12 protein-coding genes are annotated in these 12,334 nt (G+C 48.0%); 8 read left to right on the forward strand and 4 right to left on the reverse strand.

From position 1 onward, the window contains the following. Positions 1-168: 168 nt before the first annotated feature. The 8 genes from A4Z71_RS00440 to A4Z71_RS00475 all read left to right on the forward strand — a co-directional run bounded on the left by A4Z71_RS00440 (position 169) and on the right by A4Z71_RS00475 (position 8,612). On the forward strand, positions 169-1,413 hold the full coding sequence (locus A4Z71_RS00440; RefSeq protein WP_070954045.1) for an extracellular solute-binding protein: 1,245 nt from the start codon (positions 169-171) through the stop codon (positions 1,411-1,413). Positions 1,414-1,503: 90 nt separating this feature from the next. Next, on the forward strand, positions 1,504-2,403 hold the full coding sequence (locus A4Z71_RS00445) for a carbohydrate ABC transporter permease (protein ID WP_202816208.1): 900 nt from the start codon (positions 1,504-1,506) through the stop codon (positions 2,401-2,403). 2 nt (positions 2,404-2,405) lie between these two features. Next, on the forward strand, positions 2,406-3,227 hold the full coding sequence (locus A4Z71_RS00450) for a carbohydrate ABC transporter permease (protein WP_070954047.1): 822 nt from the start codon (positions 2,406-2,408) through the stop codon (positions 3,225-3,227). Positions 3,228-3,272: 45 nt separating this feature from the next. Further along, on the forward strand, positions 3,273-4,061 hold the full coding sequence (locus A4Z71_RS00455) for a DeoR/GlpR family DNA-binding transcription regulator (RefSeq protein ID WP_070955165.1): 789 nt from the start codon (positions 3,273-3,275) through the stop codon (positions 4,059-4,061). Then, positions 4,048-5,151 (forward strand): N-acetylglucosamine-6-phosphate deacetylase, encoded by a 1,104-nt coding sequence (gene nagA / locus A4Z71_RS00460; protein WP_070954048.1) that lies wholly within the window; start codon positions 4,048-4,050, stop codon positions 5,149-5,151. Before A4Z71_RS00455 ends, nagA begins: the two co-directional genes overlap by 14 nt. 55 nt (positions 5,152-5,206) lie before the next feature. Continuing rightward, entirely contained in the window at positions 5,207-5,869 is a 663-nt protein-coding gene (locus A4Z71_RS00465; RefSeq protein WP_070954049.1) for a hypothetical protein, read from the forward strand. Positions 5,870-6,012: 143 nt separating this feature from the next. After that, positions 6,013-7,812: an OmpA family protein gene (locus tag A4Z71_RS00470; protein WP_084028355.1), complete on the forward strand. Its 1,800-nt coding sequence runs from the start codon at positions 6,013-6,015 to the stop codon at positions 7,810-7,812. Positions 7,813-7,886: 74 nt separating this feature from the next. Further along, positions 7,887-8,612 (forward strand): dienelactone hydrolase family protein, encoded by a 726-nt coding sequence (locus tag A4Z71_RS00475; protein ID WP_070954051.1) that lies wholly within the window; start codon positions 7,887-7,889, stop codon positions 8,610-8,612. Here the strand turns inward: A4Z71_RS00475 and A4Z71_RS00480 are convergent, their stop codons facing one another. The 4 genes from A4Z71_RS00480 to A4Z71_RS06945 all read right to left on the reverse strand — a co-directional run bounded on the left by A4Z71_RS00480 (position 8,613) and on the right by A4Z71_RS06945 (position 12,292). Then, a complete protein-coding gene (locus A4Z71_RS00480) occupies positions 8,613-8,816 on the reverse strand; it encodes a hypothetical protein (protein WP_070954052.1) in 204 nt (67 codons plus the stop codon). Next, positions 8,816-9,364, reverse strand: coding sequence for a hypothetical protein (locus tag A4Z71_RS00485; protein WP_145943863.1), 549 nt, complete (start codon positions 9,362-9,364; stop codon positions 8,816-8,818). The genes A4Z71_RS00480 and A4Z71_RS00485 overlap by 1 nt, the downstream gene beginning before the upstream one ends. Before the next feature lie 195 nt (positions 9,365-9,559). Then, on the reverse strand, positions 9,560-10,972 hold the full coding sequence (locus A4Z71_RS00490) for an Eco57I restriction-modification methylase domain-containing protein (protein ID WP_158512760.1): 1,413 nt from the start codon (positions 10,970-10,972) through the stop codon (positions 9,560-9,562). Between the two features lie 174 nt (positions 10,973-11,146). Beyond that, complete coding sequence (locus tag A4Z71_RS06945; protein WP_084028356.1) at positions 11,147-12,292, reverse strand: hypothetical protein; 1,146 nt, start codon at positions 12,290-12,292, stop codon at positions 11,147-11,149. Positions 12,293-12,334: the final 42 nt, after the last annotated feature.

Genomic DNA, 12,334 nt, shown 5'->3' on the forward strand with positions numbered 1-12,334 from the left:
GCCCATTTTAAGAAATAGATAACTTTTGATGAAATCAAATTGTTATCAATCAAATTACATCAAATGGTTGTGATGGTTATAGAGTCACACTTGTAGCCGAGGGCAAACCCGGGGCAACCGCAGATCAAGATACCTCTCGCGATCTAGAAAATTTCTGAAAGGAAAGTTATGAACATCAAGAAATGGGCGCGTGGCACCGCAGTTGCGCTTTCAGGCTTGTTGGCCGCCACTGGCCTAGCCGCGTGTTCAGCCGAACCGGCTAACACAACCATCCGCGTTGTTGCTGCTCAGTACACCGACGACATGCAGCCATACTTCGACGATCTAGTTCAGCGCTTCGAAGCCGACAACCCAAACATCACCGTCGAGGTTGAGGTTGTCAGCTGGAACGACATCGATCAGAAGATTAAGACCATGGTTCAGACCAATGACCTTCCTGACATTGGAAACTTGAACTACTTCTCAAGCTTCGCCGCCGATGACCTGCTATACACCGCAGATGAATTGCTTCCTGCAGATGTTCTTGCAGATATGATTCCTACCTTCATGGACAACTCGAAGTACAACGGCACCGCGTATGCAGTTCCAGACCTTGCTTCGGCTCGTCTTTTCTTCTACAACAAAGAAATCTTTGCTAAGGCTGGCGTAACCGCCGACGACATCAAGACCTGGGATGGTCTTCGTGCCGCAGCCGAGAAGATCAAAGCGGCCGTTCCTGGCGTAACCCCACTTGCATTGCCGCTAGGCCCTGAAGAGGCTCAGGCCGAATTCATGATCTGGTCAAACAGCAACGACGGTGGCGTTTACAAGGATGGCGCTTGGACCATCACCGACTCAAAGAACGTCGAGACTCTTGAGTTCCTGTCGGGTCTTGTAGCAGACGGTCTAACCAACCCAAACCCAGCAACCTTTAACCGCACCGACGGTGCTTTCGCACTCTTCGCTGAGGGTAAGGCTGCAATGCTCAACGGCGCTATCTTCCTACCTTCAGTTCTTGAAGAAAAGGGCAGCACTGTTGACTATGGAATTGCGCCATTCCCAACCAACCGCGCAGACGGTGAGTCAATCACCCTAGGAGTACAGGACTACTTCTTTGGTTTCAAGAAGGACGGAAACAAGGAAGCTGTTCAGAAGTTCATGGCGTTCCTGTACCAGCCTGACAACTACGCAGCATTCCTAAAGGCTGCTGGAGGATTCCTTCCTGCAACCAAGTCTGCTGGTGAAGCAATGTCAAGCGACCCTGCTTTGGCACCATACATCGCAGTTCTTCCTAACGCTGTGTTCTACCCAGGCGCTGAAGCCACTTGGCCAGCAGTTCAGGGTGAAATGCAACAGACCATCGGTAAGGCAGTAGAAAAGGGAGCTGACATCATGTCAATCCTTGAGGCTATTGCTGCAAAGACCGAGGGCTAAACCTCTCCTATAGATGGATGGGCGGGGTTCGGATACTTCCGGACCCCGCCTTTTCAATAGGCTTATTCCATTCGTTCAGAGAGGATCGAAGTGAAACAGTTGGTTGGTAAGTTGTCGAAGTTTGGCAATAGCCCAGTTCTTTGGCTCGGGCCTATGTTGCTAATGATTTTTGCAATCGTGCTTTGGCCAGTTTTCGAAATGGTCAAAACTTCGATGATGAAGATTTCATCTTCTGGTCGCGAAAAAGGTTTCAACGGTTTTGACAATTACGCCGAACTGCTTGAAAACCCCAACCTGGTGGCCACTCTAATTCGAACAGTCTTCTGGGTAATTGTTGTTGTAACCATCACAGTTCTGATCTCTCTTGTTTTAGCGCAGCTCTTGAATGCAAAGTTTCCCGGTCGCAAAATTGTTCGATGGGCGCTAATCGTTCCATGGGCATCTTCGGTAATTATGACCGCCACATCATTCAGATGGATGCTCGACGGCTATTACGGAATCATTAACCGCGTGCTGCTTGACCTTGGCTTGATTGACGAGAACGTCGACTGGTTAGGTTCGGCACAAACTTCTTTCCCATGGCTAATTGTGGTAGCCGTTTTCGTTTCAATTCCTTTTACAACTTTTGTGTTGCTTGCCGGTTTGCAAACGATTCCGCAAGATATCTATGAAGCCGCCCGCGTTGACGGTGCCGGTTGGGGCAAGACCTATTTTCAAATCACTTTGCCAAACTTGCTGACTGCACTTTTCGTCGGCACCGTAATCAACCTAATTAACGTTTTCAATTCATTCCCAATCATTTGGGTGATGACCGCAGGTGGCCCAGGCTATGACACCGACACCACAACCACGCTGATGTACAAACTGGCATTTAGGTCTCAAGAAGTAGGCCAATCGGCTGCACTTTCAGTTTTCAACTTCATCATTATTTTGGTTTTCGTAGCGCTTTACCTTCGAGCATCAGGCTTCACTAAGAAGCAGGAGGACTAGTCATGATTGCAGTCAAAAAACTAAGCCTGAGCGTAATAGGTTTTGCCGTTGCGGCACTTTTCCTAATTCCCTACTTCCGCATGTTCATCACTGCGGTTAGCCCGAAATCTGAACTCAATCAGATTCCGGCAAACTACTTTCCCTCATCGTTTGAGTTTGGCAACTTCATTGAAGTTTTCAATGCGGCGCCGGTGGCAACCTACATTCGCAACACACTGATTATTTCGGTCGCAGCAACTTTACTAGTGATGTTGGTTTCAATCCCGGCTGCCTACTATCTAGCTCGTTTCAAGTTCAAGGGTCGAGGCGCGATTCTGTTCTTGGTGCTTATCACCCAAATGTTTGCCCCGACTTCACTTGTGATCGGTCTCTATCGAGAGTTTGTGGCACTGGGCATGGTGAACAACTTCATGTCTTTGATCTTGGTGAATGCCGCCTTTAACTTGGCATTTTCGGTATGGATTCTTAGCGGGTTCTTCTCGGCTATTCCTGCCGAAATCGAAGAGGCCGCGATGCTTGACGGCTGCAGCCGATTTACGGTTCTAACCAGAGTGACGTTGCCTATGGCACTTCCTGGATTGGTGACCGCAGTCATCTTTACCTTTATCGCTGCTTGGAACGAGTTTGTGATTGCATTGACGCTGACAAGTTCGCCAGAACTTCGACCGCTCACTGTTGGTATCACAAACTTCATCGGTCTTTATGAAGTGCAGTGGAACTACCTTTTCGCAGTTTCGCTGATTGCAATTGTGCCGGTGGTCATCCTGTTCATGTTCATCGAAAAGTGGCTCGTCAGTGGTCTAACCGCGGGTGGAATAAAGTAAGACGGTCGATGTTTTATGGCAACAAAACAGGAGAGAGGTTCGGTTATGTCTCGAAATGAGCGCATGAATCAGATTCTCGAAATGATTGCCAAAACTGGTTCGCTAGATGTTGAAACCGCAGCAGAAGCTCTAAAAGTCTCAGTCGCAACGGTGCGACGTGATTTTGACTACCTGTCTGAAAGTCAGTTAGTGGACCGCACCCACGGTGGCATTCAGGCAACTGGAAATGCCTATGATTTGCCGCTTCGCTACAAAACAGCGAAGGGTCAGTCTGGAAAGCTAAAAATTGCCAAGCACGTCGCTGACATGCTCAACAGCGGCGCGGTAATTGGTATCAACGGTGGCACAACCACGACGGAGATTGCACGCGCACTGAGCAACGCTAAAAAGTTTGTCAGCAAAGACGGCAACACGACTCTCACCGTGGTAACCAACGCAATCAATATCGCAACTGAAATGGTTATCCGCCCGAACGTAAAAATTGTGGTTACCGGCGGGGTTGCTCGCCCGCATTCTTACGAGTTAATTGGCGACTATGCAGCTGGCATGCTCGAAGGATTAGTTATCGATGTTGCCTTTTTGGGTGTCAACGGCGTTGACCCGGTAGTTGGTGCAACAGCCAACCACGAGGGTGAAGCCCGAATAGATCAACTGATCGCTGAGGCCGCTAAAGAGGTTTACGTGGTGACCACCAGTCAAAAGATTGGTACCACAGCTTTTGCTCGCATTTGCAAGCCAAGTCAGATAAAGGCCATAATCACCGATGCACCAATTGATGCCGAAGTCGAGGCCAAATTTAACGAGCAGGGTGTTGAGATCATTGTCTGCTCCTAAGACTCTCATCCACTCGGCCCTCCTATTTGATGGCGAAACAACTGTTGAAAATGGTTGGCTACTTTTTGACGAAACAGTTTTAGCCAGCGGCACCGGTGAAGACTGGCAACAGCATACGGCTATTCGAATAATTGACGCTAAAGGTGCCTTGATTAGCCCCGGCCTTATCGATAGCCACACACACGGTGCCAATGGTTTCGCTGTGGAAGATGGCGCTGAGGCAATGCGCCAGATTTTAGATTTTGAGGAACAGCACGGTTCGCGCTCGGTAATTTTGAGTCTGGTGAGCAACTCGATTGATGAGCTTTGTCACTCTTTGGTGCAGGCAAATGCTGTTGCTAAATTCGACAACCGCCTGTTAGGCATTCATCTAGAGGGCCCGTTCTTATCCCACTCCCACAAGGGGGCTCATAACCCCGAGATTCTGCAGGTGCCAACAGTTGATGCCGTTGCGCGATTGCTTTCTTCGGGTAATGGCCTCGTTCGCTCGATAACTTTAGCTCCAGAACTAACTTCAGAACACATAGTGAAGATGCTGCTCGAAGCTGGCGTCAAGATTTGTGTAGGCCACACCGATGCCGATTACCAGGTAGCTAGTCAGGCCTTTGCCGACGGAGCTACTGTGCTCACGCACGCGTTTAACGGAATGCGCTCGATTCATCATCGCGAACCTGGTCCGGTTTTGGCGGCGATTGATTCACCAAATGTTTGGCTCGAACTGATCGCCGATGGAGTTCACGTGGCGCCAACGGTTGCTCGACTTTTACCTTCCGACAAACTTATTTTGGTCACCGATGCCATGGCCGCTGCCGGCAAGGGCGACGGCAATTACAGCCTGGGCGCTCTCGAAGTTGATGTTGTTGCCGGTGTAGCAAGGGTAAAAACTGGCAGCATCGCCGGTTCAACCTTGACCATTGACGCTGCGGTCAGAAACTATGCTGAGTGGTCTGGTTCGCTTGATTCGGCCCTTCGTGCTGCAACATCAAACGTGGCAAAAGCGTACGGGCTGGTTGGTTTTGGATCGCTTGCTTTAGGTGCCAAGGCAGACGTTTTAATCTGGGATTCGCAACTGTCCCCAAAATTTCTCTAGACTCACGACCGCTGTCGCACCATCCTGATACCTCTTTTATGTACGAGGGGGATTTATGGAATGGATTCTGCTGGTCGCGCTGATACTTTGGTTGTTTAGCCGCAGCATCAAAAAGCAAGCAAAGAAACTCGAGCAAGATCAAGAAATTTTGCGAAGTGCAAGACGCGACATGACACCGCGCAACGAGCAGGGTTATATGGCCAACGAAAATGATCTAGGTTTTGTTGAGGCAGGCAAAGCCCCCAACACCGATCAGGATGGCCGCGTGATTGTCAAAGTGCTGAGCGGCAAAGTTCATGAGATTGGCTTCAACCTAAAACACCTCGACGAGGATTTGGCTAAGAAGATTGCAGGCAAGCGCGGTGCAGATGATGAGTTCACCAGGCGAATCAAAGTGCGAATTTTTCGTGATACCGAATCGCCTTATTTCAACAGTTTCAAGGTGCTAACCAAAAGTGGTGAATTCATCGGCTGGGTATTGAAAGACGATTCCGAGATGATGGCACTGCTGCTAAGCCAAATCGAGGGAGGTATAAAACCGCTGTCGCCACAGCTTAAAGGTGCCGAGTTTGTGATTGAAGCTTCGGCAACCTTCAACGGCAGTTGGTATGACGACATCGATGAAGACGATGCCGGCAACGAAATCGAAGTCGAATATGTAGAAATGGATGAAGCCTTTATTCGGATTGGTGATCCGGCGATGCTGGAGATTGATTAATTGGCGTGGTGTTTGGATCGGACTACTATTTTGTGATTGTTTACTATATCTAATTTCGTTAGTGTGGAAAACTAAATGCGTAATACAAAGGTTAACTCGCGAACGGTGTAGTACTACACCGGCACAAAAATTTCTGGGGGGCTATGAAAAAGTATTTATCAGTACTGCTTAGTGCAGTCATTTCAGTGACTTCGCTGGGCCAAGCTCTTCCCCTAGCATCTGCAGCGCAACTAACGACTGTTGTAGTTGATGTTGATTTCACAACTGCAAACCCGTCGGGTTCGATAGTTACGAATAACGCTTCAGGAAAATTAGCAGACTTGACCGTCATTGGTACACCCACTTTTAGCGCCACGACTGGAGTAAGTTTCCCTAATACATCCACTGGGTTAACCGGAAATTATCTCAAGGGCAACTTGGGCACCACGACAGACATGTCCAAAATCACTGTGGAATTCAGTGCAAAATTCCCAGACACCGGATGTGCGGCGCAGAATTCTGGATCGATGGTTTTTGGTCTTGGCGGTAGTCAAGGCTTCGCTTACTACAACATTTATCGTCATTCAAACTTTATTGGCTTCAACACCTTTAACAGTGACGTATACGGGGTCGCGGTGCCCGACAGAACCAACTTTCATTCGTACAAATTTGTTATGGTGCCGTCGCCTTCTAAGGCAAGCAATCTTCAAGAAATCTGGATTGATGGGGTTAAACAAAACCCCAGCTACCAAAACACAACTGTTGCGGTTGGCTCTGCCGGTGTTGATCAGTGTTCATTGATTTCTGGGACTGGTGAAACCTCGTCAGAACGAAAATTCACTAGAAATGCCTATAACAATGGCGACTTTATGTTGATGACGCACCCTTTGAACCCAAACACTTGGGGTACAACAGGCGAAATTCAAAACCTCAAGGTGACTACTGAAGTCACTACAGCAACTGTTGTTGCGCCGGATGCTCCGACTATTGGGTCGATAGCGGCTGGCGATGGGCAGTTGAGTGTTCCGTTTACTGCACCTGCAAATAACGGTGGGGCGACAATTTCGAATTACAAGTATTCGGTAGATGGTGGTGGCACTTGGGTGAGTGCCGGAAGCACTTCCAGTCCAATTGTGATCACTGGTTTGACTAACGGTACTTCCTACAGTGTCAAACTTCTTGCTGTTAATACTGCTGGCGACGGAAGTGCATCAGGATCAGTTTCTGCGTCACCGGTTCAATCTCAGTCACAGAGCCCCAACTACGCTCCGCCACCTGCGCCTGCACCCAAACCGTTAGCACCACCAGTGCAGATTGAATCGGTTGCAATTACGAAAGCCAAGGGCTTAAAAGGTAGCTTAGTTAAGTTGAAGTTGGATGCGCAGCCTTCAGAAAATGTGGATTCAAGTGTTGAAGTGAAATTTATTGATCTCAAAGGAAAGCTAATCCGGACCTTGACCATTCCACTTACGCCCGACACGTCAGTGCTTGAAGTTCCAATCAATCTCTCTGTTGGAGACTTTACCGTCGAAGCAGTTTCACTTAATGAGGCAGGCGCGACTTCTAGCCCAGTGGTAACCCTGCCCACTTATTTACAAAGACCTTTTTTCACAGTAATTCCAGGTAAAAGCCAGCCAGTTCTATCGGGCAGAAAATTCTCAGAACCTGTTTATTTTCTGCCTGATTCAGCCAAACTCACCGCAAGTGCAAAAGTTAGATTGCTTGGGGTAATTGCAAGAACTAATCAATCTGGAGTACGAATTGCAGTTACTGGATTTACCGCGAGCTTCAACCAGGGAAGCAAAGTGGAACAAAAGCTTGCAGCGGATCGTGCTTTGGAGGTGGCAAAGTTTTTGAAGGCAAATGGTGCAAAGACTTGGATTTATCACGCAGGTTTTGGTGCGCTTAGCGGTACGCAATCGTTTAAAACCGCTCGAAAAGTAGAGTTGCGAATTCTAGACTAAAGGCTCTTCGTTTCAGCTTTGCTTTCTAGATGCTAGGACTGCTTATTCAAATAGCGGTGGCATAGATTTAAGCTATGACCTCAACCACTGTTGAACTGCGCGACATTCAAATCACCCCAGAACTTAAAGGTGTCATTGCGACCCCGCCGGCAAGTGCTGGGTTGGGGCCGTATCCTGCCGTGGTTATGGTGCACGAAGTGTTCGGCATCGATGAAGCGATGCGCGCTCAGATAACGCGCCTAGCCCAAGCCGGTTATGTGGTTTTGATGCCTGACCTGTTTAGCCGAGGTGGTGCACGCAAATGCCTAACCGCGACCTTCAAAGCGCTAACCGCGGGCAAGGGTCAAGCATTCGACGACGTTGCAGCTGCGAAAGCAAACTTGCTTGCCCGACCTGACACCACCGACAAGATTGGTGTCATCGGTTTTTGTATGGGTGGTGGCTTTGCGCTGCTGTTAGCAAACCGGGGCTACGATGCATCCGCTATTAATTATGGAATGATGCCGAAAGACATTGATTCGGTGCTCGAAGGTGCCTGCCCAATCATTGGCAGTTTTGGTGCCAAAGATAAACAGCTGGTCGGCGCGGCAAGCAAGCTCGAAGAGGCGCTAAGCGAAAGAAAGATTGCGCACGACATCAAGGAATACCCGGATGCAGGTCACGCGTTCATGAACCCGCACCAGGCAGGTGGCCCATTTTTCGGCACCCTGCTGCGCATTAGCGGTGCGAAGCCGAATCCCGAAGCTGCCGCCGACGCATGGGCGCGCATCGAAAAGTTCTTTGGTGAACACCTTCGGTAATTAGTTCTCGCCATTGCGATAATCGGCGACATAACCGTCTGAGTAGCTTCCGCCTTCATAACCGCCAGGGCCTGAGTGTATGTCGCCCTCAGACATTTTTCCTTGAGGTGGGGAGGCTGCTGGTTTCTTTTCGTTTTTAGGGGTTGGTGCATCTGGCTTGGCGTCAAAGACCCAAGCTTTCATATAGTCGAATAACCAACCCATTAGATTTCGCCAGGTTCTTCTAGCACTGGCAAGTCACAACGAATTCCGTCGAAAGAAAAATTGGAAAACTGCTTTTCGCTGTTGGTGCCAATTTCGTGAATCCCGACAGCTTCATTCGGTGCAAGCACAAGCACATCATTTCCAATTTCGGGCCCGACCTCTGGCCACATCGAATAACTGACAATTACGTTCATCGGGCAAAAGCCAATTTCGCGAATCTCAACAAAAAGACAGTCGTTAAAAATTTGGCAGGGTTTGTCTTGTTGAATTTTCGAATCAGCCCAACCGACCACAAAATCATCAATCTGCCACATTCCCTCGGCAACCGTGATGACCCGCGGGCTGTAATCCCAGTTGATTGATTTATCGGGATCGATTTTGTTTGGGTCAGAGATTGCGGGGGAAGGTGTGGTGGCTAGAAAAAACTGAGGGTTGGAGCGAACCCAAAGAAAACAACCAACCACCACACCGCTGACAACACCCATGCTTAGTAAAGCTGCGACCGAAAGGATAAACTTTCGCAGCACCAGCCCCCACTGTCTAAGCATGATTTGAGGTTAGTTATTGGGTGTGACATTACTCATAACTACCCCAGTACAGGTCGTCTATCGTTCGGCAGGGTTCGATAGGCGTTGGGCTCATGCTGAATACCTGAAGTGAATTTGAGCCACTCTGCACGCGCAAAGTTTTGTAGTGTTCATGAAACTCGACGGGCCCACTATTTTTTTACAGAGAACTTACTTTTAGGCACTTAGTTCGAGATCACCCAGATGTGCTAGATCGCTATTTTCGTGAGTCAAGGAAAGCTTTTTTGCGAACTTGGGTACAACAAGTTGATTAATTTTGAACACGAGCTCCCGGTTATGCTTTACGTTTTCATGCAAAGCACCAGCGTTCTTCTTGTATACGATGTTGGATATTTCTGACTTTTCCAATTCCTCAATGAGTTTGTAGTCTGGGGTGAAATCTGGTACTGGAAGGCTGACTATAGTTTCAAGCGCCAATGTCATTCCGCCGTCGCGAACACGCCACCACCAATACATAAATGAACTATTCAGTAGAAGGTATGCGCGTTCCATATCCTGGGCGTTTTTGAAGTAAATGGTTTTCATCGACGATCGAGATACCGGCTTCTTCAGAGCCGAGATGAAGTATCGAGGTGCAGAAGGAACGTAGAGCACATGTGGTGTTGGTTTAGATGAAAGCAACGTACCAAGCGCGGGCCTATTTTGTACTTGCTTGAACAGAGCGGCAAAATTTGCGCTCACTTTAGGAAAATATGTAGCGCTAAACCCTGGCTCGGACAGAAACCGGTCCAAGTTTCTGAACATTACCTGCCGCTCACTAGATTTCCACCGGATTAGTGAGGTAATTTCATGTTTACCAGGACTCAAGCTTGCGATGGTAATGGCTGCCCGCATACTGTTCGCTGAATTTGAGTTCGCACTTCCAAATTTAACCCCGTAAAAAATGTTTCCCGGAATATTGTCGAAAGTGTAAATCTTGAGCGTTGGGTACCGGGAGATTAGAAGACTCCGCAGGCTAGAAAATTTGTCAGCATTAGTAAACGACTGGGGAGTGACACTCACGAAGCCCTTACTTGTCTTGATTATGTTTTCTAGGAAATATGCGTATAGGTCCTTAGCTTTAGCCGTTTCAAACCTAGAGTCCTCTTTCTTTAGGCCCAAATATGGAGGGTTCACGATCACGTAATCGTGTGAGGGTATGACCTTTAATGCACCTCCACTGAAAAGTGTCGGCTGCCCAGAATCTGCCACCGATAGGAAGTCAAAAGGAACGAAACTGTTCTTAACTTCGTTGTAGAGGGCGGGGTGGTTTTTTTGAAAGGACAAGGTGAATAAGACCCGAGCAATCTCTAATGCAAGACCGTCTTTGTCCGACAGAACCATATCTTGAATCAAGAACTTTTCTTTGTCCTTTTGTGCATTAACCAAATGCCAAGAAAGATTGCCGATTCCTGAACATGGGTCAAGCCATCTACCCTTGGGGAAAGTTCTCGTGTGGGCAACCATGAATTTTGAAACATCGTCTGGGGTAAAAAATTGCCCATTAGCTTTACGCGAAGATGGGTCAAGGTGCGCGATGCAGTACTCATAGAGCACACCAACTTCACCAATGCTAAGACCCGCAAGCAAGTCAACTTCTAATGGCGCGGCAGCCTTAAACAGCGGGTCTTTTAGGATGTACTCAAACTTTGGCCCGGCGAATGCTATTCGAGTTGCGAGGATGTTTAACCAAGCCTGTCGAAGGCCAAATTTTTGAACAAGCCACTCGAAGTGTGTTGGGTCAAAGGCTACTATGTTGGCCAATTAAATCTCCGGCTTGTAGTGTTCGTGTACCTGACGTATTTGCAATTCCTTGAATTTCATGTGCGCTGAGATTGTTGGTTTAATTTGACGCACTTGATCCAGCCTAAAGTGCAAGTCCTCACCAACTTTGCTCGCATTTTCCACATAAATGAAATAAACCTTGCCAAATTTGTAGCGGCTCAACTTATTCCCATTGCTACCGCGAGCGTACGCGCTAGTTACCGCCGACATTGAAATTCTAACTTCGCCATCAACAATAGTTGCACCCATGTTAGCTAGGTCTTTTGCAAGAGACTTTGGTGTCCATACTGGAAGGCTGTTTCGACCCACAGGCCTGAGTTCGCCACGGGTGTCTGCCCAAAGTTGCACCTGGTTTGATGGGATCATAGTCAGGTAACCATTCCTGTCTTCCACACAAATTACATCTGCAAACTTCTTGGCTGAATAATTCTGTGAAATGGCAAACTGAATTCCTTCGATACCAAAGTCATGAACGTTGGAACCGCGTACTTCCCAAAAATTTAGGAACTTATCAATCTGTTCTTTGAGCATCAGTTCAAATTGGGGGTACTTACTTATAAAGTCGATCGACGGGGAGAGGTAACCATCTTCGTTGTACGCATATGGAATGTCATGTTCGGAAATCTTGGCGATAGGTTCTTTGAACTCGATTGTAAAAATGTCATTGTCTTCAATAGTTATGAGTGCGCCGTCAGTTCCGGCGTTTCCGCCTGCCTGAACGAGTGCACGCCGCCCATCCGGAGACTTGTAAACATATCGTGGGCTTAGATGGTACGACGCGATCAGTTTTACCACGTCCTCGGGTAGGCACCCAGGTTCAAATTGGTAGTTATAGAAATTACTCAAACCGAACATATTTGCAAGCGTCTGCGCATAAACACATTCACTGAAGACGGCTTGTTGGAGGACGGCATTATTTTCAATTGCCTTTTGAAACTCAGACAGCATTGCAGGGCAAATTGCCTTCAGATTCAGGTCCGGTATTTGCCTTGTGTCAGCAAATTTCTTCTCAATCGCCTTACGTTCAACCTTTGAAAACAAGACTTTTGTGTAACGTATGGAGTAAAACTGACCCAGTAACTCGCGTTGCTTCTTGGCTAATGGGATGCGGTCTTTTGCGTTCATTATTTCCCCCTCAGCCCTAAATTATCTGAACATTCTGACACG

The sequence above is a fragment of the Candidatus Rhodoluna planktonica genome, from assembly GCF_001854225.1.
GTDB lineage: Bacteria > Actinomycetota > Actinomycetes > Actinomycetales > Microbacteriaceae > Rhodoluna > Rhodoluna planktonica.

Excerpts from the sequence above, each read along its gene's own strand:
- A4Z71_RS06945 (WP_084028356.1), bottom strand. The coding sequence starts at position 12,292 with ATGAACGCAAAAGACCGCATCCCATTAGCCAAGAAGCAACGCGAGTTA.
- A4Z71_RS00485 (WP_145943863.1), bottom strand. The coding sequence starts at position 9,364 with ATGCTTAGACAGTGGGGGCTGGTGCTGCGAAAGTTTATCCTTTCGGTC.
- A4Z71_RS00470 (WP_084028355.1), top strand. The coding sequence starts at position 6,013 with ATGAAAAAGTATTTATCAGTACTGCTTAGTGCAGTCATTTCAGTGACT.
- A4Z71_RS00455 (WP_070955165.1), top strand. The coding sequence starts at position 3,273 with ATGTCTCGAAATGAGCGCATGAATCAGATTCTCGAAATGATTGCCAAA.
- A4Z71_RS00475 (WP_070954051.1), top strand. The coding sequence starts at position 7,887 with ATGACCTCAACCACTGTTGAACTGCGCGACATTCAAATCACCCCAGAA.
- A4Z71_RS00480 (WP_070954052.1), bottom strand. The coding sequence starts at position 8,816 with ATGGGTTGGTTATTCGACTATATGAAAGCTTGGGTCTTTGACGCCAAG.
- A4Z71_RS00440 (WP_070954045.1), top strand. The coding sequence starts at position 169 with ATGAACATCAAGAAATGGGCGCGTGGCACCGCAGTTGCGCTTTCAGGC.
- A4Z71_RS00465 (WP_070954049.1), top strand. The coding sequence starts at position 5,207 with ATGGAATGGATTCTGCTGGTCGCGCTGATACTTTGGTTGTTTAGCCGC.
- A4Z71_RS00450 (WP_070954047.1), top strand. The coding sequence starts at position 2,406 with ATGATTGCAGTCAAAAAACTAAGCCTGAGCGTAATAGGTTTTGCCGTT.